This is a genomic window from Flavobacterium sp. 2755 (assembly GCF_031455715.1).
In the GTDB taxonomy this organism is placed as follows: Bacteria; Bacteroidota; Bacteroidia; order Flavobacteriales; family Flavobacteriaceae; genus Flavobacterium.
In genome coordinates, this window is sequence record NZ_JAVDTG010000001.1 from 536,665 (window position 1) to 560,100 (window position 23,436).

21 protein-coding genes are annotated in these 23,436 nt (G+C 33.0%); 7 read left to right on the plus strand and 14 right to left on the minus strand.

Features of this window, described 5'->3' with window-relative positions:
- Positions 1 to 60: 60 nt before the first annotated feature.
- From J2Y38_RS02205 to J2Y38_RS02220, 4 genes are read right to left on the minus strand one after another with little or no spacing between them, the layout of a single operon-like run.
- The gene (locus J2Y38_RS02205; RefSeq protein WP_309839166.1) at positions 61 to 804 is read right to left on the minus strand and encodes a restriction endonuclease; all 744 of its coding nucleotides are present in this window, start codon (positions 802 to 804) and stop codon (positions 61 to 63) included.
- 58 nt (positions 805 to 862) lie between these two features.
- Entirely contained in the window at positions 863 to 1,672 is an 810-nt protein-coding gene (locus J2Y38_RS02210) for an ImmA/IrrE family metallo-endopeptidase (protein ID WP_309839168.1), read from the minus strand.
- Positions 1,659 to 2,063 (minus strand): hypothetical protein, encoded by a 405-nt coding sequence (locus J2Y38_RS02215; RefSeq protein ID WP_309839170.1) that lies wholly within the window; start codon positions 2,061 to 2,063, stop codon positions 1,659 to 1,661. The genes J2Y38_RS02210 and J2Y38_RS02215 overlap by 14 nt, the downstream gene beginning before the upstream one ends.
- Positions 2,053 to 2,655: a hypothetical protein gene (locus tag J2Y38_RS02220; protein ID WP_144214988.1), complete on the minus strand. Its 603-nt coding sequence runs from the start codon at positions 2,653 to 2,655 to the stop codon at positions 2,053 to 2,055. Before J2Y38_RS02220 ends, J2Y38_RS02215 begins: the two co-directional genes overlap by 11 nt.
- Positions 2,656 to 2,762: 107 nt before the next feature.
- Between J2Y38_RS02220 and J2Y38_RS02225 the strand changes: the two genes are divergently transcribed.
- From J2Y38_RS02225 to J2Y38_RS02245, 5 genes are read left to right on the plus strand one after another with little or no spacing between them, the layout of a single operon-like run.
- Positions 2,763 to 3,077 (plus strand): DUF3892 domain-containing protein, encoded by a 315-nt coding sequence (locus tag J2Y38_RS02225; protein ID WP_309839173.1) that lies wholly within the window; start codon positions 2,763 to 2,765, stop codon positions 3,075 to 3,077.
- A gap of 7 nt (positions 3,078 to 3,084) precedes the next feature.
- The gene (locus J2Y38_RS02230) at positions 3,085 to 4,065 is read left to right on the plus strand and encodes a nucleotidyltransferase (protein WP_309839176.1); all 981 of its coding nucleotides are present in this window, start codon (positions 3,085 to 3,087) and stop codon (positions 4,063 to 4,065) included.
- Positions 4,066 to 4,067: 2 nt separating this feature from the next.
- Complete coding sequence (locus J2Y38_RS02235; RefSeq protein WP_309839178.1) at positions 4,068 to 5,729, plus strand: ThiF family adenylyltransferase; 1,662 nt, start codon at positions 4,068 to 4,070, stop codon at positions 5,727 to 5,729.
- A complete protein-coding gene (locus J2Y38_RS02240; RefSeq protein ID WP_309839718.1) occupies positions 5,729 to 6,190 on the plus strand; it encodes a Mov34/MPN/PAD-1 family protein in 462 nt (153 codons plus the stop codon). Before J2Y38_RS02235 ends, J2Y38_RS02240 begins: the two co-directional genes overlap by 1 nt.
- On the plus strand, positions 6,183 to 7,013 hold the full coding sequence (locus J2Y38_RS02245) for a DUF6602 domain-containing protein (protein WP_309839180.1): 831 nt from the start codon (positions 6,183 to 6,185) through the stop codon (positions 7,011 to 7,013). Before J2Y38_RS02240 ends, J2Y38_RS02245 begins: the two co-directional genes overlap by 8 nt.
- Positions 7,014 to 7,506: 493 nt before the next feature.
- Here J2Y38_RS02245 and J2Y38_RS02250 read toward each other — a convergent pair whose 3' ends face one another.
- The 3 genes from J2Y38_RS02250 to J2Y38_RS02260 form a co-directional block, all read right to left on the minus strand.
- On the minus strand, positions 7,507 to 8,517 hold the full coding sequence (locus tag J2Y38_RS02250) for a hypothetical protein (protein ID WP_309839182.1): 1,011 nt from the start codon (positions 8,515 to 8,517) through the stop codon (positions 7,507 to 7,509).
- 70 nt (positions 8,518 to 8,587) lie between these two features.
- On the minus strand, positions 8,588 to 12,787 hold the full coding sequence (locus J2Y38_RS02255; protein ID WP_309839184.1) for a hypothetical protein: 4,200 nt from the start codon (positions 12,785 to 12,787) through the stop codon (positions 8,588 to 8,590).
- 85 nt (positions 12,788 to 12,872) lie between these two features.
- Positions 12,873 to 13,673, minus strand: coding sequence for a hypothetical protein (locus tag J2Y38_RS02260; RefSeq protein ID WP_309839186.1), 801 nt, complete (start codon positions 13,671 to 13,673; stop codon positions 12,873 to 12,875).
- Positions 13,674 to 14,559: 886 nt separating this feature from the next.
- Between J2Y38_RS02260 and J2Y38_RS02265 the strand changes: the two genes are divergently transcribed.
- Entirely contained in the window at positions 14,560 to 14,967 is a 408-nt protein-coding gene (locus tag J2Y38_RS02265) for an XRE family transcriptional regulator (protein WP_309839188.1), read from the plus strand.
- A 260-nt stretch (positions 14,968 to 15,227) separates the two neighbouring features.
- On the opposite strand, the gene J2Y38_RS02270 is transcribed toward J2Y38_RS02265, so the two are convergent.
- Positions 15,228 to 17,471 (minus strand): restriction endonuclease, encoded by a 2,244-nt coding sequence (locus J2Y38_RS02270; protein WP_309839189.1) that lies wholly within the window; start codon positions 17,469 to 17,471, stop codon positions 15,228 to 15,230.
- A gap of 340 nt (positions 17,472 to 17,811) precedes the next feature.
- Here J2Y38_RS02270 and J2Y38_RS02275 point away from each other — a divergent pair, with 340 nt between their 5' ends.
- Positions 17,812 to 18,471, plus strand: coding sequence for a hypothetical protein (locus J2Y38_RS02275; protein ID WP_309839191.1), 660 nt, complete (start codon positions 17,812 to 17,814; stop codon positions 18,469 to 18,471).
- A gap of 332 nt (positions 18,472 to 18,803) precedes the next feature.
- Here J2Y38_RS02275 and J2Y38_RS02280 read toward each other — a convergent pair whose 3' ends face one another.
- The 6 genes from J2Y38_RS02280 to J2Y38_RS02305 form a co-directional block, all read right to left on the minus strand.
- On the minus strand, positions 18,804 to 19,379 hold the full coding sequence (locus J2Y38_RS02280; protein WP_309839193.1) for a DUF4833 domain-containing protein: 576 nt from the start codon (positions 19,377 to 19,379) through the stop codon (positions 18,804 to 18,806).
- 223 nt (positions 19,380 to 19,602) lie between these two features.
- The gene (locus J2Y38_RS02285; protein ID WP_309839195.1) at positions 19,603 to 20,034 is read right to left on the minus strand and encodes a GtrA family protein; all 432 of its coding nucleotides are present in this window, start codon (positions 20,032 to 20,034) and stop codon (positions 19,603 to 19,605) included.
- 1 nt (position 20,035) lies between these two features.
- Positions 20,036 to 20,722 (minus strand): CDP-alcohol phosphatidyltransferase family protein, encoded by a 687-nt coding sequence (locus J2Y38_RS02290; RefSeq protein ID WP_309839197.1) that lies wholly within the window; start codon positions 20,720 to 20,722, stop codon positions 20,036 to 20,038.
- Positions 20,723 to 20,876: 154 nt separating this feature from the next.
- A complete protein-coding gene (locus J2Y38_RS02295; protein ID WP_053474248.1) occupies positions 20,877 to 21,683 on the minus strand; it encodes a phytanoyl-CoA dioxygenase family protein in 807 nt (268 codons plus the stop codon).
- A gap of 231 nt (positions 21,684 to 21,914) precedes the next feature.
- On the minus strand, positions 21,915 to 22,703 hold the full coding sequence (locus J2Y38_RS02300; protein WP_309839201.1) for an SDR family oxidoreductase: 789 nt from the start codon (positions 22,701 to 22,703) through the stop codon (positions 21,915 to 21,917).
- A gap of 89 nt (positions 22,704 to 22,792) precedes the next feature.
- Positions 22,793 to 23,368 (minus strand): helix-turn-helix transcriptional regulator, encoded by a 576-nt coding sequence (locus tag J2Y38_RS02305; RefSeq protein ID WP_309839203.1) that lies wholly within the window; start codon positions 23,366 to 23,368, stop codon positions 22,793 to 22,795.
- Positions 23,369 to 23,436: the final 68 nt, after the last annotated feature.

Genomic DNA, 23,436 nt, shown 5'->3' on the forward strand with positions numbered 1-23,436 from the left:
TACCAAAAATGTGTTTTAAAAAAAACTTACAACTATGCTGATTTTAAGGAGTCTTAATAATTATCGACGCAATTGTTCTTTAAATAAGATGTCAAAATCAATCAATCCTTCGGCACAAATTTTTTCTAAATTAAGAAAATAGCTTTCATATGAAGTACAATTAATATTTAATTCTCTAATATAATGAGGTAGAAAATTATCAAACATTTCAATGTCAAATTCTTTTGTTTCTTCATTTTTGTAATCAATATTTGCTGAGGCAAAAACTGGATTAAAATATTTTGCCGTCAAGTAGTGATATTTTTCAAGTTCATCTTGAGAAAGTTTAGAAAGCTGTTCTTTAAAAAATACCATAAAACCAACACTTACATAATCGTATAAAGGTTTTGTTGTCTTAGAAATGGCAATTAATTTTTTTCTGATCCATTCCGCTCTAAAGGTATTTTCAAATTCAGGCCAATTGACTAATTGAATATTACTGTTTTTAATTGCATCAAATGCCCCGCTTTGAAAGCCCATTTTTGAAATTATAAGTCCATAATTGGCTCCGTAATCAGCTATTATTGTACGAAAGGAGTGTACGACATTTTTTGGAACTTTTTTTTTCCAGAATTTACATTCACAGATTATTATGCTTCTAGATATATGGCTGTTCATTTCTGCATATACATCTACATTGATTTTTTCTCTTACAGTAATTATCTCTTTTTCTGTTTTACATGTATAACCGCATACTGTCAAAATCTCCGCAGATTTGTTTTGTAAGTCTTTCCATGTCTTAGGCTCATTTTCGTAAATAGTCATTTTAGGTTTTAAAATAGTAGTTTTTACAATGTAACAAATCTGAAATAATCAATACAAATTATTCTTCCCAAACGACACTTATTATAGTTCTTGCCTGTTTGTAAGGAATGCAGTATTCATAGAAATCGCTATCCTCTTCATCATCCTTCAGTTCGAACCATGTTGATTTATATATTGACTGGGCTTTATCTTTTCCTGAGTACAGGAACTCGTAATTACCATCAATGTATTCCTGAGCAACGGAATCTTCAGGCGGAGGCAATTTAGTTATTTCTTTGATCTTTAGCCAATAGCCATCTGATTTACTCCAATATCTAACCTGTCCATTATTAATAAAAACAACAAAGAGAGGATAAATATTTAGTGATAGTAATCTATAAATAATGGAGGTTAGACTGGTTTTAAATCTTACGGATAGTTCCTTTACCAAATCAGGTGAGAATTTTTTTCTAAATACTGCTTTCCTTATTACGGCTTCAGGCATTAAGAGTTCTGATGCAAAATCATTGGCTTCCCATTCTTGAATTCCTTTTTTCGCCTGGTTCTCAGCATCATTAAACCAATTCAGAGTGTTGGATGTTTCATTATGAACTTCCAAGTCTAATTTGTCATGAAGCAGATAATGTCCAATTTCATGAGCAGCTGTAAAACGCTTTCTTTCTTCAAATTCGATATCTGAGTTCACTTTAATCAATGTTTTAGAATTGCCTCTAATGATTTTACCGTCTGAGTTTGGTAATTTTTCTTCTATTAAAGTTGCTCCAAGACCGGCAGCAAAAATATCCATGGGAATATCAGTAATCTCATCGAAGCCAATTTCTTCCAGAAGAGCTTTAGCTCTATTGGAACCGCGTCTATTTCTGATCATTTTCCAATTGCTCCAGAAGTTCTAATAAATTCTGGTCTTTAATTATTTCTTTAATCTCATCAATTCCCAAACTGTCTAAATTTCTATATTGAACCTGAAACTGATTATTTGCAATTAAAGATTTTAAATAGCTAATAGGCTTATCAATATTTTTTGCAATTGCATTTTGCAGTAATGCAGAAGCTTTTTCCAATAAATCAGTATCTCTCTGTTTATTTATATGTGCTTTTAACAGAAATGAGTGCTTGCGAAAATTCTTCAGAGCATAAGTTTCGATCTCCTTTATGTCAAAACCTTCCTCTTTAAGGATTTCATCATAAGTACTAGAATCACCTTCAGTAATTTGGGAGATAATTGCCTTGTCTATCTTTTTGATGAAGTTATTTTTCATAATTCAACACTTTCAGTTTTTCTTTTATATACGGTAATTTGCGATCAAGCCGCTTTTTAATATTTGTCAGCTCTTCGTTACTTATCCCTAACAGTTCAGACAAATCATTTCTTTTCATGCCATTGATTATGTATGGTTCGAACAGTAGTAATTCATTATCTGTTGCTCCCATAGCGGATAATTCTTCATGGCATATCGATAATAATGATTGATAATCGGAATCGTCAAAAGACATCTCAATATCATTCTCTAAAATTTCAAATGTTTCGTTTGCTTTATCAAGCTCCGCATTTAATGTATTTGAAATAACACTATCTAAGGCACTTATTATCTGCATTCGGAAATCAGGAAATTTCTCTGGATACCAATTTCTGCCGCCTTCTTTAAAGAAAGCTTCAATAGTATCATTGATCATATCTTCAACCATAATGCCTCTAAATCCCTTGTCATGGTTGTACTTGATTCCAAAAACAGTTTTAAGTCTTACTATAGCGTGCTTGAAAAGAGCAGCATAAAATTCAGGAGTGTAAACCTCTTGAATTGCTTTGCATTTCTCATCAAATGATGCAACAATTCTATTATCTGACTTCATTTATATTGTAATGCTTAAAATTTTTTAAAAATTTCCATATCAATGGCAATTTATGAAATTTATGTAGCATTACAATGTATAAGAACGTTTTAACTAAAATATATATTATGAGTAAATCAGCAGATTATTTTATATCCGGTGTTTGGAAAGATTCGAATGATAATATCACACATGTAATGTTACATCCAGTAAATGATGGTGATAGATGGGATATGGGAGAAAAAACTTCGGAAACCCGTACAATAGAATTATTAAAAAAAGGAAACATTATTAAAACTGTAGTTTGGAATTATCCCGGTTGGACTATTGGATCAAGAGTCATATGCGTAAAAGGCATAGGAAAAGAATATTTAAGAAGTGAAGCAAATGCCACCCAAAAAGATAATTTAGATAATTTAATATCAATGAAAGCAATAAAATAAAAATATTATGGATAAGAGTTTACATTTAGATTCGGTAATTAAAACCCATCAAATTACCAAAGAAGAGCAGCTTTTAAAAAAGCATAAGGACAAAAATAAAGAAGTTAAGGAAGCCTTGGAGAAGAAATATGAAGAGAATATTTATTCCCCTTTTAATTCGGGTTCCTATGCAAAAAACACGGCAGTTAATATCAAGTTTGATTTTGATATGGTTTGTCCTTTCAAGAGAAATGCATTTGGTTCAAATGGCACATTAAAGCAGATGTACGAAGACGTCTTTGATTTTTTATATGATAAATATAAGGATGAAGCAAGTGTCAGAAAACAAAAAGTTTCCATTGGTATTGAGTTTTTTGCAGATGAAGACGGTGATGTTGTAAAGATTGATGTTGTTCCTGGACGTGAATTAAGCCAGGATAAATACAAAGAAGATGAAAATCTTAATCTGTATGTTTATTACAAATATGGAAATTTTGATCAGGGAAGTGAAAGGATTAAAACCAATGTGGAGGCTCAAATCAAAAATATTAAAGATAGAGCAACTAAAGAAAAAGATTCCATTAGGAAAATTATTCGTCTGTTAAAAGTTTGGAAAAATACCAAATATAATTATCCTACGAAGTCTTTCTTTTTAGAATTGATTACTATTAAAGCTTTTGATAATAAGGATGTATCTGGGAATTTGTGGAGTAAATTAGAAACGGTATTAGAATATATCCGTGACGAAGTTACTGGCGAAAGTTTTTCATTGAAGGATCCTGGAAACAGCTCTAATGATTTAATTGATACTCTGACTGTTTCTGAGAGACAGACTCTCTCTGATGATATGAAGAATATGCTTGAAAGAATTGAAGATAACGATGAAAATATCAAAACTTACTTTCCAGAAAATCCAAAATTTATTGAGGAAGAAGAAAGTGATAACAAATATGAAAACAAAGGAAACGGGTTTTATTCTACTCCTCCTAAAACTGAACGTTTTGGATGATTATGGAAAATAAGTTAAAGATAGTTCAGAGCATTATTAGCGGTCTCGACAAGGTTCTTATTGAAGAGCCTTTTGTTGTTGACCAGGATTTAAATGCTGTTGGAAAGGTCAAAGTTATTTACAATGAAATTGGAGATGCTTTGAACTTTGCTGTAAAAGTTCTTCCTGAATATCCTTTGAAAAGATTAGACGCAGAAGCGATTACTTTTTATAATGGAGAATTAGTAGAATATGGTCATGTTATGGGGGATGGTTCAATCTGCATCCACACCGCACATAGTTTTGATGTAAAAAAGAAACTCGAAATAGACTTTTCCTCACTGAAGAGATGGATTCAGCGGTATTTTGTGAATAAAGAGCATGATGACCATTATGAGCATGTAATTATGCAGCCCGTAAAATATAAAGATGAACATCACTCATTTATCTTTACTGATACAGAACATACATTCCAACATGGTGATTTTGGTTTTTTTGATTTTGCCCAAATTCATTCAGGATTATTTTACGATACAAAAATTAATAACCGTATAATCCTGAATTTTAAGGACAAGTACAGCAAAATAATAGCGCCTACAAAGTGGAGTTCGGCTTATACTAATTTACCTGGAGCTAATATTCAATTTGGGTTATATGTATTTATGGAAAAGCCTCCAGTAGTTCAAACGCGTTTCCTCATAAATAACTGGAAGGATCTGGAAGGTAAAGTTCCTGCAGATTTTTTTACATTTCTTTACGGATTGGAGCGAAATAACCAAAAGGCAGCTGGTGCGCCAATTCCATTAATTATAGGATATAAAATTTCTGAAACTGAAATACACTGGCAGGCAGCAATGCTGGAGTTTGGCAGATTCCCAATAGGGCATGAAAAAGTAAATCAGATGTGGGGAGGTTTTTTTATAGATCAGAAAATTGACTGGATGATGACCAGAAACAGCTCCTATGAATATTTTTTTGGAAGAGGGAAATTCACAGATGAAATAACAAATGCCAAAACATTGATAATTGGCACCGGAGCAATCGGCAGTATGGTCGCAACAACGCTGGTAAGGGGAGGATGCAAAAACATTCACCTAATTGATCATGACGTTAAAGAGCCTGAAAATGTATGCCGTTCGGAGTATGCTTTCTCCAATGGGATAACTAATAAAGTGAACGAACTGAACGAAATTCTCACTTCAATTTCTCCATTTGTAGAAGTACAGATTATGGATAATCAATTTTTTCATGTGCATACTAAGGTTTTTAACCGCCCACATCACTTAAAAGGTCTGGAGAAAGCCCTGGATAAATATGATTTAATTTTCGATTGTTCTACTGATAATGACCTAATGCATATACTAAGCCAGCTGAACCTTCGCCAATTGATAACGTTGTCAATTACAAATAATGCACAGGCATTAGTATGCGGTATTGAACCCAGCCACTATTCATGGGTAATGAATCAATATGAAAATGTTCTGCATAATGACATTGAGGATGTTTATAATCCAACGGGATGCTGGAGTCCAACATTTAAAGCTTCTTATAACGATATTGCGGTTTTAGTGCAGTATGCCTTAAAAAATATTAATGTAAAGAAGGGACAGGGAAAGGAGCTGAGGAATTTTGTTTTGCAAACTAAGGAAAACGACACGTTTTCAATAAAATTGGAAGAGTTTTGATGTATAGAATTAAAGAATTAGGTTTAACGCTGGATATTGATGACGATTTAATAAGCAATTTATTAGATATTGGGAAAAAACATTATCCAAATGAATTTGGAGGTTTTTTAATTGGTTATTATTCAGAAAGTCAAAATCATCTTAGAATAACAGATACAATTTTGCCAAATAAATATAAAGGCACTCCTTATATGTTTGAGAGAGAAACAATAGGCGTTGAGAGTAAATTGAAGCAATTCTATACTCAAAATCCAAAAAAATATTATGTCGGAGAGTGGCATACTCATCCAAATAATTTAGCAATTCCCAGTGCTGTAGATATAAAAGCTGTTAAGTCAATTGCGGATGATCCTGAAGTATCAATCAAAAATCCTGCATTGCTGATTATAGGTTACGCTAACAATAAAATAGAACTTGGTTTCTATGTTCACTTTAAAAATAAAATTTATAGATATGAATAATAAAATTAATATAGGAGATTTATTCAATGGGTTGCAAAAACAAATGGTTGCCCAGTTAAATACCAACAGAGAATTTATTTTACATCCAGGATCAAAAGGAGATTCATTAGAAAATGTTTGGATAGAGTGGCTTAGAAAATACCTCCCTAATAGATATTGTGTTGATAAAGCAATAGTAATTGACAGTACGGGAAGTTTAAGTCATCAATTAGATTTAGTTATTTATGATCAGCAGTACACTCCTTTTGTTTTTACCCAGAATGGAATTCATTATATTCCCGCAGAAGGAGTATACGCTGTTTTTGAAGTAAAGCCTGACTTACAGGGAAAAGTAGGGGATGATAATTTTTTTGAATATGCAGGTAAAAAAATTGAGAGTGTCAGAAGTTTAAAAAGAACATCTGTCAAAATTATTAATGCCGGAGTTGAAGTACCCGCTCGTCCATTAACAAAAATTGTTGGTGGAATACTGGCAAGCACAAATTCGTTTACTCATGCGAATAACAATACGATTGAAAATCATCTGAAAAATTTAGAAAAATTGCAAACAATTGAAATGGGCTGCGCCGTTGATTATGGCAGTTTTTATGTTAATTATACTGGCTCAGAAGATACAAGTAGTAAAGATTTTGATAAAAGGATAAATGATTACTATTTGACCAGAAAGTTTGAAAGTATTACATTTAGTGATAAAGAAAATTCATTAGTTACATTTTTCCTTCAGCTTACAAGGTACTTACAGCAATCAATTGGAACGGTTGCAGCGATCGACTTAAATACATATGCAAAAACTATCGGCTTCGAAGTAGATCAAAAAATTTAATAAAGTTAAACTACGGTTTCTTTCAAATTTGCCGCAAAAATTAAGGAAGTACTTTAACATTATGGGCAGATCCTTTAGTCATGTATAAAATTGAAAAATTAAATGTGTCTTTTTTGTTAAAGAATAGAATGTAAACATTGGCATGTGTCATTTACTGTTATAAAAATTATAATCTTACTTTAATGGTGCCCCGCTTAGAGAGCCATAAAACTTTTTAAAAAATGCTATATTTCAATACAGTCAAGGTGTGAGATGCTCCTGAAATTTTAATAACCTTTTAAAACAGATAATATCAAATTAACTATGTTTAGTATCCTACTAGTCCTAATCTTATCGCGTTGTTTTTTTGAGGACGAGTTTCTTCCAGACTCTAAAACTGACCAGAGTTTCTTTAAAACGTCAAGCTTTATTGGGACTACCCATTCGACAGGGCAATCCCAGCAAGAGATTTTCGGTCATTATCTATCCTATTTACGTTCTGGTTTGTCATAGATTACGAACCCAAATAACTTTCCAGTATTTCTGCCGCTTCTTGCAAAGCTTCTTGGGAGCTTACTGCCTGAAGACATTTAACCTGCTTTAGCCTGATGATAATGTAGCCATTTTTATCTGATATTTTCTGAAGGTATCCTGCTGAAATACCGTAATAACGTGCTGCTAATAGTTGGGCACCGCTTTGGGCACTGAGTTGTTCTTCGGTCGCTACCTGGGCAAGTACCTGATAGGAGGTAGCTAGTGCCGCCATGTCAGATTTATCAAGCTGTTCTTCTGGTTTGTCTTGAAGTTGAGCGATTACTTTTTTGGCCTCTGTGATCGCTATACGGAACTGCCCACTTTCTACATAAGTTAGTGCTAGTGATGAGCGGATTGCTGTGTTATTGGGTGACTTGATTAATAAGTATTCATAAAGGTCCTGACTAATTTTAGAGAGGATTTCTGGCTGGTCATTCTTGTAAAAGTTTACCAATGCGGTAGCCAGTTCATTGGGATGTTGGCGAAGTACGTTTCCCAGTTCTAGATGAGGCAAGATAGTGGCGAAAGATTGGGGTTTTTCCTTCCTTAGAAGTTTGATAAGATAATCTATCCGTCCTTTGGTCTCAATGTCTACAGTCAGTTTCAGCTGAGACCAGCCTAGATAAGGGTTTTTTCCTGCCTCATTAATGAATGCGGCTATTGCAAACTCTTTTTTTATTTCAAGTAGTTCTTCAGTTCCAGTGTTTAATTGGCTGTCGTCGAAAATAAATGTTCGCTGCAGTCCATTGCTACTTGTCAGCCTCGTTCCCGGAAGCGAAACTACTGTTGTAAATTTATCGGCACTCTGTTCATTGTCGTGCCGTTCTTTATATCTTTTACTGCCGATTCCCAGGAAACCACCTTTTTTCTTTTCTACTTCATAAGGCCTTAGGTTTACTGTTCCTGACAATTTGATTGTTACCACATCGCCAAGAGTTATACCAGGTTTAAAAGAACCCGTAAGCAATACGGGAGCTGGACTGGATGCCATATAATTTACGATACCCTCCTGTGTCTGGCAGAATGAGATTGTTGGTAGGGTGATGGCTAGTATAAGTAGCCTAATTGATGAGTACATCTTTAGTATGGTTAAGGTTAACTATCAGTTCAATTTTTCCTTTGGTTATTTTTTTTGTATCAATAGCCCTTTTCAGGCTCTCCATCATCGAGACATATTTCTCTTGGCTAAGATCCATGCGAAAATCCTGTTTTAGACCATTGTTATGTTCGATCTGTACGCGGTAGGAAGAAAGGGGATTTGTCTTGTCCCTAGGATCACGGTCGCGATACTGGTAGGATATTTGTAGAATGATGTTTTCAATATCTACTGCGGCTGGGTTTGGTTTTACCTTTATTTTCCACTTGCTGTTAAGGTCATAGCCTTCAAATGTCTTCGGTCTATAATTGGTTGGTTCCCATCGTTCGTGTAGACTTTTGGTAACTTCAGATATGATTATTGTCTGATCAGTTTTCAGTTCGAGCTTTATGGCGGTACTATTGCTTTTTCGCTCTTCTAAAACAACTATACTTCCGTCTTTTTTTACGGTTATTCCAGGATGGAATACCTCAAAATTTGGTACGGGAGAATTTACAAGCCCACTTTTGTTATTTATACCTGCGATGGCAACATCTATAACTTTCGGATCCATATCTGTTTTATCGTAATCTTTAACATTTTCCTGCATATAACTTTCCATGTCTAAATCAAACTCAAAATCCTTTGATTCGTTTTTGTCTTTTACTCGTTGCTGCCATAAAAGGAACTTATTCCAATTTGCAGTCAGTGGAGAGCTGTTTTTGTCTAATGTAAAACTATGGGAGAGGATTTCTAGGCTACCATATTTTATCTTTTCCTCAGTCTCTGGATCGGTTATTAAGGTGTACTGGGTATCCCAGTAACTCTCAATCTTATCCACGTCCTGTCTCATGCTGGAAATATCTGGTTGTCTGATCCATTTGTATAGGTTGATGGATTGGTCAAGTGCCAGACGGATGTTCGATTGATCTGCTTCTATGATATCTGCCAGTGTGTTTTTTTCTCCGTACCAAAATGTGCTTGCCCGGAACAGCCTGTTATAATAGTATCGAAGGCGTTCCGCGTAATAATAAAATATTGGAAGCTGATAGGCCAGTTTATTACGTTTTTCAATTTGTTTGTCGGCAATCATCTCGAATTGCATTTTGGAAAATTCTTCTTTTTGTCTTTTTGCCAGTTGAAGGTTTAGCTCTGCTATATCTTTTTCAAAGTAGGCAAGTTTTTGGTTGAAGCTGTTGGCTTTTAGTTTCTCCAGTTGCTCGAGGAGTTCTTGGTTGAGCACCTTCTGTTCATTATAGAGTTCTTTGAGCTGATCGATCAAGTCATAGCTATCTAGAATGTTACCGGCAATCTCTAATGCTTTGTTTGCTACTGTTCCGTATCCCGGGAAAGCCATATCGATAGCGCTCGCCGCCGCCGCCCTTGCAGCTGCCCCGCTGGCATCACTAGTATTTTCTGCACTGTAGAACTCTACAGGATCAAGCGGAGGTATATCTTTGTGGATTGTTTTATCTTCTTGGTAAGACTGGAATACATTGGCGCCGAGGTAAGCCTGGAATCCATCTTCTTTTATTGCGATTATCGTTGGCTTTGCCTTTCTACCTTCGAGATTTTTAAGGACACGATCATAAATGAGCTCCGGATTGGAAATATTCTTGGGACCAAGAAAGTTGTACCATTCTGCTGTGCCCAAGCTTTTAAAAATACCCTCTCTTAACGATTTCTCGCTCAAGAGGTTATTTAGGACCGTTAAATGATCAAAGCTTCGTGTCTGTAGACCGTTAAAAACAAAAACAAAAGTTTTATCACCTACCAGAATCGAATCTCTTCTGATACTGAAGAGCTCTACTGCTCCAGACCTGATACTCATAAATTTTTGCTCGGCATCTACTGTGATAGATGCCTGCTTGAGCTCTGCTATAAGAGCAGTATCATCACGGATATCGTGGAGCAGTTTGATATCTTCCTTGGCTTTTGGTGGAATAAAATTGAGGCAGATATCCGGCGTCTTTTTCAGGAGTGCATCCATTAGCTTTCTCCTGATTTCCATATCCTCTGAAACGGCAAGGCAGTTACTGATTGCTGTCATTAAAAACCGCTGGATCTTAAAGTCTTTGATCTCTGGCCAGAAATCCTTATTTAGCAGTACGTCTGCCAGAGATGAGGTAATGACCTTTAAGGAATCTTTTTCTATTTGCTCTATAATCGAGACAATAGGCTTCATCTTATCGTATTTCGTTTTCATGTTACTGATGTTAGCTTTGAATTCAGATGCGGCCTCAGATTTGAACAGAAGGCTTCCGCCCAGATCAAAAAATGATTCGTATTTTTTTCTTCTCAGATTCTCGCTGACCTGTGTATACAATCCGCTATACCTTCTTCCTTCGGGAAAATAGTCTGTGTTTGAAGCCCATTCCATGAACTGCGAGATGTTGTTCAAATTTGGTTTTTTTTCAAAATTTGCAAGTTGGATTAGTTTCTTGGCATCGTTTTCAAGGTTTTTGACCTGCGCTATATTGCCTTTCACCTTCTGATATTTATCCTGCAAATTTTTCCAGTCGCTTTGTGGAATGATTTCCAGATCAGCCATTGTATTACCAATAGAGAGCAAGTTGTCAGTAGAAAGGTCTCCTTTTACCGCATCTTGTACAGCCTTAATTGCCTGTTTGGACTTATTGTAATAGTCTATGGACACGTTTGTCAGATTTACAAGGTCGTTTTGGCTCCCCAAAAGAGAATTCCTCAGCTCGGGATTAGCGCTGATTAATGTAGTCCCTAGTACTTTTAGGTTGTTGCCAACACTATTACTGGGATCAATGGGAACCCCAGTTACAGATTGAGTAATCATTGAGGTTACTGCACTGGTTATTTTAGACTCATTGGCATCAAGTTCCTTATTTTTGCTCTTTACCTCATTTTCTATCTGTTTGTTCCGGAAGCTGATTGCTGACATCCTGCCGGTTATGGATTTTTCCTGATCCTGATAAAAATCTATTTTATAATTTTTCTCAAGTGCTTGTGTCGTGGCGATATCTGCCTCATAGGTCTTGGTAAGTTTTGAGATATTTTCCTTCATTTGCTGCTCATTCAGTCCGTATATCTTATCCAGAGATGTTTCTATACTGCTGTACGTCTTCTGAAAATTTTCAAATGTCTTTTTGAAGTCCCTAAGTTCATTGACAGGGAATAAAGGTTTGCTTGAAAAATCCTGCCCCCAGAAAGAGTATCCTTGTTGGATAAGCGACTGCCTGTACTGAATGTCCTTCTCTAAGAGTTTATAATAGGTTTCATATATTGGATTGATTTCTTGAAGATTTTCCAGAATGATTGTTTTCAATGGCTTCCCGTCGAACATTTCCCAGGCTTTTCCATAATTGATTTTAGCCTGCTCCAGGTTATTAGCGATAAAGTATTCATCCGCTAGTTTTTTATACGTATAAGCCAGTTCGTATTTGGCTATCTCTAAGTAATTGTCCGTAGTATAACTGGCCAGGCGTCGATAGTCAATTTCTTCTAGGATGCGATCATAGAATCTTAGGTCGTTGATGGAGATAGAAGAGCCTTTGGCAGCGCTCAAGTTTAAAAAAAGCTGTGGGATGCTTGGCAGGGCTTTAAGCAAAGTGGAAAAAGCATTTACATTCTTAAGTGCATCTTCTGAAAAGTTTGCATCTTTGAATGAAAACATCTTGATCTGGTAGTTTTTATCGACATAGCTCAATGGCAAGGAGAGCATATACCATCTACCGGTTTCTAAAGCTGCCAAGTTTGTTCTTTCTACCTTGGCAGAGTCAATTCGTTTTTCCATTATCAAGGACAGCTTTCCATTGGTTTCTGCTGTATGGATGGCGAGAGATTTATCTAATGAGAAATAACATTCTAGATTTCTGAATTTTTCATTTATTTCGGTCGAGTCTGGTTTGGTCTCATCAATCTTGAACCAGAACACGAGATTCCGTTTCTCCTGCTCTTCTGCAAAATCAAGCAGGTTGATAAATGATTGCGCTTCACTTCCGACTATCAGTCCCTTGTCACTGGGGTAGTTTAGATTTCCGCTTGAGAATATCGGTGGCTTTTTTTCATCCTGTGAAAAGACTATTCTTTTTAGCGTTACTGTGGGCGAGTTACTGTCGTCCATTGGAGAATAAAAAATCAATCCGTTTTCCAGTCTTCCGGTTTTGGCAATCTGTGCCATGAGCTGAGATGATAGCATTAAAAATGCGATCATAAGTTTTAAGTTCTTTATCATTGTCCTTTAAGTTTTTTGAAAAAACAATCATTTATTTTGCGATGTTAGGAACGCCAGAATGTGATTATGGGATTTTGACCTTTTCCAAAATTACCACTGTTGTCTTGCACTGCTGCTCGAAATATCCGATGGCAATCTTAAGATCGGGGCTTTCTGAAAGTGCCTTTAGTGATTTGAATAAGAGACTACAGTTGTTGTTAACGATGGCGCCGATCTGGCCCAGTGCAAATGCAGCAATTAAGATATTATACTCTTTTTCTGAGAGATATTGCTTGTCTTTCATGTCAACAAGATATCCTTTCATCATTTCAAGTCCAAGTTTTTTAAGGTTTGATACTGAAAGCGATCTGCATATTACAAAGACTGCTGGCTGTCCTGATACAGTTGTGATACAGAAGCTAGCGTTAAGGATGAGTCCTACTGCGTTTTCGGTCCCAAATTTTTTGACAGATCGCTGGCTTACATCTAAAAGGTTGTTTTTCTCGATGTGGAAGTAGTCAAACATTTTTGTGATTGTATTTCCTTGGATCGATGCTGCGGGATTTGTAACTTCTAGCACATAAGATTCTGTTGCAGGAGTTGCTGGTGGCAGGATACCTAAAAGATAACTTTTTGTAATGTTGTTCTTAAACTTAAAGTCCACCCGGCTAAAGCCCGGGGTTTGGCTGCTACCAAGATCAAGATTACCGGCACTTGCAGAATATGAGCTTTTTTTGATGTCGCTTTCTATCCCTAAAAGGTCACCAGTTACTAAGGCCTTAATGTTTTCGCCTGTTGAATATGCGCTTTTGTTGAAAGCCACGGTTTGACCAAAGGCAAATTGGCCCGATAGCACAAGAAGCGAGATGGAGAGGGAAATTTTCATGAGAGTCTGTTTAAATTAATCTAATGTTATTAATTAGTTTTTTTACACAACTTATGAGAAAATCTTTTTAATTTAATTCGTTTGAAATAAAAAAGATTTGTATTAAGCAATAAAATGTAAGGCTAATCAAAAGCCTGCATATGTTCTTATTAAGTTAACTTGCTTGAAAGCAATAAAGTAACGTTTTTAACAAAGACAAAAAAACAGTATAAACACCTGTTTTACAGATAAGTACAAAAAAAAATAACATTTAAGGAGATACACTAGTTGTGTAAGAGCTCGGAAATCAACCTCGCAAATTAAAAACACTTAACAGAGTTTAGAAAAGTTTCTAACCTATTAGGTGACCCTTGCTTAAATAATATATTGTAACAATTGTATTTAATAGGTAACATTTGAAAATTATTACTTTCTACCTTGTGTTCAACTGTCGAACACCTTGATCCGATCATTTGTGCATTTTTAAACAAAAAAAAAGTAAGTATTTTGAAAAAAAAGTAAAAACCGAAAAAGATAACTAAGACTTTTATAAAAGATCAAAATTACAAAAGCCTTTATTTAAAGGAATTCAAGGCTTTTTTTCAAGCTTATCTATGAACATTAATATAGGAATTAGGTGTTCGATTGTAATCCCATCAAGTCCACAAAAAAGCCTTTAAACTTTATTGTTTACAGGCTTTTTTAATCTTAAAACTTAATAAAACAAGTCATTTTCTAATCTTTGCTTTTCAAAAATTGATATAATACCAGAAACATTGGAGTAAATATAACTGGTACAATATCTGACAAAAAGGATCTTTTACGGGATATTTTTTTATCTTTGAAATTCAGGATTTTTAATACAAATGGCTTTATCTTTGGGTCTTTAGAAAAATTGATATTCGTTATGGAACAGAAAATACATCAGGGAAGAAACGTAAAACGTTTTAGAGAAATGCTTAACATAAAACAGGAAGCATTAGCTTATGATCTTGGAGAAGACTGGAACCAAAAGAAAATTTCTTTACTGGAACAAAAAGATGTAATTGAAGATAATCTGCTGAAACAAATCTCTGCTGTATTAAAAATTCCTGTTGAAGCTTTTCAGAATTTTGATGAAGAGCAGGCAATAAATATTATTTCTAATACATTTCATGACGGAGCAGTTGCGAACAATTCTGGATATATTAATTGTACTTTAAATCCGATTGATAAAATCGTGCAAATTCACGAAGAGAAAATTGTTTTATATGAGCGTATGTTGAAAGAGAAAGATGAAATGATGGCGAGGCTTGAAAAATTGATTAATAAATAATTATTTATAGAAGATATAATAAAACAAAAAAGAGACTTTTTAGTCTCTTTTTTTTAGCGGTGTTATAAATGTGAAATCAGGGGAGATTTGCAGAGGTTTTATAAGAATCCTTCGGAGAGCGAGGCATATTAACCAAAATATGTATCTTTAAGCAAATCAATATTTCAAATAATAATTTATTGATGATTGATAACTTAATTTCACAATGCAAGCAACATTACCATTTATGTAATAAGAAAATTACACTCAAGAATTAATAATTATTCGAACAGTTCTAATTTAAATAGTTCATCTTCGTCAAAATTTAAATCATATTCTTCTTCTACACCTTCAACTTCTGGTAAAGGTTGTTCTAATTTCAATTTTTCTTTTTCTATAATTTTTATTTCTTTATCATTAAAAAAATTATCGAACTCGGCTATAGAAATACTATAAAGTGAAAGATTTAAATTTGCCAATCTAACATCTCTAAAATGATGAAGATTGTTTTTTGAATCAATAATTTCAATTTCTCTCTTAACAGAATCATTTACCTTATTATTTATCAACTGCAAATTATTTGATAAAACATCTTCGAAAATTTTTTCATCTACCGCTTTTGAGAAGATCAAATTTTCAACGCTTTCAAAATGACTAATATTGGATATTAACTCATTAAGAACTTCTTTATAATCTAGTTTTAATTCTTTTTCGAACTCAAGATAAAATTCTAAATATTTTCGCTCGTCACGATAATTTAATCTTTTTAAGTTTATTAGTTTAAATTTTTCAAAAAGGAAATTACGAATTGTTTTATTAGTCCTAATATGTAAATAAAATTTAAGTCCATCGATTTTTTCAATATCATGTAAAGGCAATTCAAACTCTATGTTCGAAATTATTTTAGTTTGATTATGCAAATTATCAAAAACTGATAAAATTTTTAAATCGATTTTTTCTAAAACTTTTGCATCCGAATGTTGATTCTTTGCTAGATAACGAATGGTATATATCAGTTGTTTTAAATATATAGAATTTTCAATCAAAAAATCTACAATTACCTGATCATCACAAATAGAGGTTAGCATAAAATCTTTTATAGATGGATTAATAAAATCTATATAATGATTTTTTTCATCTGTAATTTGGATTTTTATAAAGCTATTTTCTAATTCTTTCAAATAATTCTGCATGTCAATAATACGACACGATAATCCCGTAGAATTTTTTTCAAGTGCTAATTTTATTGTTTTTTTAAAATCCTTTAGAGTAATTGGTCCTGATACTGACATCAACAAATATAAAAGCAATTTAGAACCTTCTGAAATTTGTGATGTAAAAGCTTTGTTCCAAATCCCTAATGGTTTGTCAAGGCTCTCAATAAATTCATCAACATATTTTTCAATTGGAACATCTGATAATTTAATAGTCAATTGCTCAATTATTCGAGGGCTATAATTTTTGTGATTTATAATAATAGAATATGATTTCGATTCAATTAGTTTTTGGATGTAAAGAAGCGATATTTTTGAATAGTATAGATGATTATATAAAATTAACGATTTTATTTTTTTACTATAGGAAGATAGATCCAGCGTATGTTTCGCTAAATCCAATTCAGGCGAATCTAGTTTTTCGTAGGCTTCTTTTGCTTGACTTAAAATATATTCTCTAGTAGTCATAATAAGTATTTTATTTTGACTATTTTTTATTCTATTTATAAATTGAATTAGGTCATTTGATCTACCTTCTATTACATCATACTTCAAAAAATTTTCACCTAAAAAATCATCATAATAAAACACCTGTTTATCCGTAGAGTCTTCCACAATAAATTGTTCTCCTTCTGTTACTTTACGAATTTCTAAAACTTCATACCCTTTTTGTAAATATTCCCATAAAAGTAATTTCGCTAAAGTACTTTTACCAATACCTGGTATTCCACTTATAATAATAAATTTATTTTTATTTAGAATTGCAATTGCTTTATTTAAACTTTCATTCCTTACATAAAATTTGTTATTACGTTTAATATCATCAATCAAAGATTTTGCACGTTCGTATAGTGGTTGATTAACTATTGAATTAAAAATGGTAGCGGAGTTTATCCATAATTTAAAATTCTTCCTGTGGATTTCAGAATGTTGATCTAATAAATCATTTAAACGAGTTTTCGTATAAATATAATTATCCTTTCCTTTCATCCATTTTTTGAACTTATCTTTTATATAATCAACTTTTGCAACGCTTAAATCATTTGAGCAAACAAAATAATACTCTTTTGGATTCAATTTTTTAACCTTTTCATACTCCTCATCAATCACGCTTGTAGATATAGATTTGACTCTTTTACATTGAACAATAACAGTTTTTTCTTCGTTTATAGAATATCTTAAATCTATACCTTCGTCTTTACCTTCGGCAAAAGAATTTAAATTTAGTTTTAAATCAACTGAAAGCAAATTCTTTACCAAATGTTCAAAGTCAATTGGTGAAAGAAGTGATTGAAAGTCGTAATTAGCCATTTAATTTTTTGTTTTTTTTACAATTGATAACAATTGTATATATAAAAACTAACCTTCGGTAATCTACTTAAATAAGGTATATATGTGAAGGCTTGTTTTGTTGATCCATTTCAAATATATTGCTTTTTTATTAATAATAGGAATAGGCACAGAAAGAATTTCCGAGCGATTGAGGTATATCACAAAATAATTATTAAATCAAGAAAAGTCTTAATATTCTTCACATAACTACTTATATTTCAAGTAAAACAAAAAAAATATTCATTAAATTTCTTAAACTGATTTTAGCTGTATTAGTAATATTTAATACTTTTGATTCAATTCTAAAAACTAAAGATATATGGCTAAAACTACTCCAGAACTTGTTGAAGAAATTTTAAGCAATTACAAAGAAAATATGTCATGGATATTATTAGCATTTGCTTTGTTATCCACATTAGTCTCAACGACATTACAATACTTTCAAAACTGGAAACTATCACAAAAAGTTGAAGCTTATAAAAATCAACTTGCCAAAAGTGAAATTAAATTCACTAGACATACCGAATTACAAATTGAAACTCTTAAACAGCTATATGATTTAGTTGTAAAAATTCATTTTAGTTTCACAGAACTAAAAACACCAATGGATAAAACACATGAAGCGTTACATAAGAACATGAAAACATTTCAAGCTGTTTGTTATGAGACCGCCATATATGTTCATAGAAACAAAATTCTTTTGACAGATGATATAATGGCTCAATTTAGAGTCTTTCACAATAAATATAGAGAGATTGAGAAGCTTTGTATTTTAGAATCCGAAGAATTAGTAAGAATTGAAGATATTAATGGCTCTTTTGACCCACAGATTTTATATGGAAGCCAAGAAAGGGAAAATGAGTATATAAATTCAAGACTTCAGATATTAAATGACAACTCCGATGTAAGTACTTTTGAAGATGATATATTGAAGTTAAGAGAACTGATTGAAAACTACTTTAAAAAATTAGTAGCATAATTTATAATCTCATTGCAAATTAATACAGATAATAATCTAAATCAATTTTGTAAATTGAATGCATGAGCGAGACGCGAGGTAAGTTAGAGACTTTTGAGAAGTTCTTTATTTAAAACAAGATAAAAAATGCGCAAGTCAAAAACATTTGCGCAACTTTACCCGATCACGCTGATTTCTAATCCGTGCCCGAAAAAATATATCTTAGCAGATTAAAAAAGAAAATCCAGTTTTTATTAATATAGGAACGGGCACGGAAAAAATTTCCGCGCTATCGTTGCGCATATCCGGGCGATCGGGCAACTTTTGCTACATCCAAGTATATCGCCATCTTATTACAACAACATCCTTTCAGTAATTGTTTTATTTGAGGAAGCATCAATTCCGGTAACTTCGGCATACTTTACATTTGGTAACCAAAAAGAACCTCCTTCAATACGCACAAATATTTTTTCAACCTGTATTTTTTTCTGATTTACATTTACAAAAACATGATATTTTTGATCTGAATCTAACTTTTTCAAGGTTAAGGGTAATTTTTTATACGATACAAATTGAAGCTCAAACTCCTCATTATTTACTGTTTTACTTTCTATTCCGTAGGCAAATTTGCGTTGTATATAACTAAAATCTTTTTTTTCTCCTTTCTCGGCATATCGAATCCAATACGCTTTTATAGGATTGCTTTTGTTTATTTTTCCATTTTCCTGATAGTTTATGGCATAAATAGCCGTGTTTATATTTGGGTCCCGCTGAATGTAAAATAGCATATTATCTACATTTTTAGGTGTAGGGAAATTTAATGGCGACGGATTTTTCGATTGCGCTAATAGATTTCCAGAAATTATATTTACTAAGATCGTTATAACGATTAGTGATTTTGTAAAATATTTAAATTGTAATTTATTCATAATAAAATGTTTATACAACCCGTTAGGGCGTAATTATTTTAACACACTTCGACTCCGCTCAGTGCAGGCTAGAGACATAGGTTTAGGACGCTAAAAAAGGCGTTTCACTTGTTTAAATAAATATAGCGAGCTATGTGTTAGAAACTAGTTTCTTTTTATATTCTTTTTACACATCTAAAAACTATGTTTCTATGTGTTAAAAGATTGTACGCAACGGATTAATTTAATTAGATTCGATTACGTTCTGTTTTTCGTTTGTTTTAAAAACCCAATATTTAATTAGTGGATAATTAAATCCATAAGAAACAAAACTATCCGTGATTAATCTCCCGATTCTATAATCGATTTGAAATGATTGTTGCAAAATAAGCGTGCCGAATGATTTTAAGGAAATGCTTCCCAATACAACTAAAGCAAATTTAAAAAGCTGACTATTGATGTGGCTGCTATAACCAGATTGATTTTTAAATACCCAAAATCTATTGATGCTGAAATTGATAATCGCGCCAACGGTTCCGGAGATTAGAATAGAAAAAGTAAAATGCAGTTTAAATACTTCTGTCAATAAAATCATTAAGCCATAATCGGTAATTCCGCCTACAAATGCCGCAACCTGTGCTTGCAGAAAAGTAAAAATGGATTTTTTCTTAAACATTTCAGCCTTGGGTTTTATCTTTTAAATCGCCCAGCTTTAAAAGTTTAAAGCTATCTATGGTATTGATTATAAATAACACAATAGTGATTAAGCCTGCCAAATAGGTAATTGATCCGGGAAATAAAACTTCTGTAATTAAAATTAAAGCAATAATAAATCGAAGCTCTGTTGGGCCAACAAAGCCAGAATCTATACTGTATTCATTTGTAATTTTGTAGCGCAACTGGCTGATGATGATTGACCAGCCATATAACGCGACAAAAGCAAAGGCTATTATTTGTGTGCCATTTTGGGCATAAATATAATAGCCAAAACCTATAAGTACAATACCAATCCAATCGGCAATTATATCGAGTGCAAAACCATACCAACGGCGCGGAATATTTCTGTAATAAGCCAGTCTTCCATCTAAAGAATCGCCTAACCAATTTATACCCAAACCGATAATACCCAAAAGCAGATACCAATTTGCTAAATAAGTTCCTAAAACAAAAGCTAAAAAAACCAATCCAGAACCAAGCGTACCAATTAAGGTGAGCAAGTTTGGCGAAATGAATTTAGGTACTTTTGGCAGCAAAAATACAATCGTTAACTGTTCTGCTTTTTTTAAAATATTAGTTCGCTTACGGTCTGAAAATGTTCTTTGTGCAATTGAACTATAATCTTCAATCTGTGTTTCTTTTCCCATTAATAGCGCAATATTTGTAAGCCAGATACTATGGCCAATTCCAGTTTTGCAATTTTAAATTTGATTCTTCTTTGCGTATTTTTAAAAAAATCTGTGGTACTTTTTAGCTTACCTGATCTAACCAGATAACTAAATGCAATAATAAACAGCATGATTATTTAACAATTCCAGCAAAACGTTGATAGAAAACCGTTGGGCTGTTCTCATTTTTAGGAGCATATTTTCCTGCTATAATTGGAATATAAATAACTCTTCTTCTGCTTTCTTCGCCACGGATAGATGATTCTGCAACTCTGTGCCACAAACGGCCATCGTGAATGGTTAAATCTCCAGCTTCCGGAGTGATAGAAACTTCCTGTGGATCGGGTTTATTATCTAAAAAGTATTTTTTACGGAAAAGCATTTGATAAATACTTTGCTTGTGCGTACCCGGAATGATTTTAAGACCACCGTTTTCAGGTTTTAAAGTGCTTAAATGGATACCCACATTTAGCATTGGGTTTAATTTTCCACCATAAAAAATATCTCTCAAACCATCTGTATGCCAGCCCATTTTAGTAAACTTACTTTCGGGTCCGTTGATATAATGATTAAAAACCATTCCGTCTTTTTCTTCTGTGCCTAATCTTGCGCCATCGCCTGCTAATGGTAATAAACCATTAAATCTTGGATCAAGTAAAAGACCGCTTAAGGTTTGATGATGTTGATTAATAAATGCAAAACGCTGCACAATAGCAGAGCCATCTAAATCTTTTCCATATTTAATTGGAACACCGTTTATTTTTTGAAGGTCATTTTCAATCCATTTTTGCTCCACTTGTTTGGAGGCATCAATGATGGATGAAACCGTTTCCGGGTTTATAAATTTTTTGAAATGGATAAAGCCATGTTCGTTAAAAAAGGCAATTTGCTCATTAGTTAATTGCTCAGTAAGGGTAAAGGTTTTATAAGAAGATCCCATGATAATATAGATTTAATAAATGAAATAATAATGTTTGTAATTTTATCTAAAAGATTGCAACAACAGCAACAACAATACATTAGCATGTTTTTGTGCATTCGACCTTTAGGAAAATTAAACATATTTTTTCTTTTATCTGACATACTCTATAGAATTAGTAGAATTTAATACAAACATAATATATATTTTCTCTTTTCCAAAGAATATTTTTATATTTTTTTCGAAAAAAAATTAAATTTTATAAATCCCGGCTGCCGTTTTTTCGATAAATCCCTTTGGTAGTATACGGTTGGCGTACACCGAAATAATATTTGTAAAACCTGGAATAACTTCTGATTTTTTGTTGAACATGGCTTTTACAGCAATTTTTGCCACTTCATCTGGCTGCATATTAAACTTTTCGGCCATTTTATTTAAAGCACTTAAACCAGCTCTCGCAGCAAAACCAGTATCAACCGGACCCGGACTAAAACAGGTTACTGAAATTGAAGTTTTGGCAAGTTCGAAACGTAAGGCACGCGTAAACGATAAAACAAAAGCCTTTGTAGCCGAATAAACAGCCAGCGTAGGAACGGCTTGGTAGGCAGCAGTACTCGATATATTTAAAATGTAAGCTTGTTTTTCTTGTGAAAGTATGGGTACTAATAAATGCGAAAGTTCTACAACTACATTCATGTTAAGCTGCATCATACCCAGCTGATCGGTTAGAGAAGACTGACTAAAATCGCCCCACACACCATAACCCGCATTGTTAACCAGAATCCCAACTGAATAATTATTCGTTTTTATCCAATCGGTTACTTTTTGCGATGCACCATTTATCGATAGATCAATTGATAAAATAAATGCATTAATGACGTATTTAACTTGAAGATCATCAGAGAGTACTTTTAATTCTTCATTACTTCTTGCAACAAGCAATAATGGATAACCCTGTTTAGCCAATTCATAAGCAATAGATTTTCCAATGCCTTTGCTGGCACCAGTTATTAAGGCATACGGTTTAGTTTTTTCGCTCATTTTATTAATTTAATTATCAAATATAGAGATTAATTGTAATCTCGTCAAGTCTACAAAAAAGCCTGTAAACTTTTGTTTACAGGCTTTTTTTATTTCTTCTCTGATTTGAATAAAACCTTACCATAGAATAATACACCAAAATATAATAAAATACATGAAAAGATCCATGTCCTAAATCCAATAGCACAAGCATCGCGAAAACCTTGTGCATATAGTAACGAAGGAAGATATATTATCCAGCAAATTCCAAATTTAAAAATTCGTTCGGTTGCCTTTATTTTTTGTGTATAATAAAATATGGTAAATGGAATAAAAAAACTTAAAAGGACACCTCCCAATCTACTATTAATATTAGACTCAGGAAACGCAGCCAAATAAACGATCGTAAGCATTATTGCAAGATTCAAAAGAATTAAAAAGATTCCGTTGACAATGAAAGCTACAATTCTATTGTTTTGCGGTACTTTATTTAAATCTTGTAAATCTGCTTTATCAATTTGGAGAACTTCACAAATTAGATCCAAAGTTTTTCCTCGTGGTTCATTGTTACTGTTTTCAATTCTTTGAATTGTTCTCAAATTAACTTTCGATAATTCTGCGAGTTCTTCTTGTGTAAAACCTTTTATCTTTCTTGTTTCACTGATTTTTTTGCCTATAAAATTCATATTTTGTATATTTTATTTTACTCCAAAATTATTTTAAAAAGTATCTGGTGATAACGGTTTTAACACGA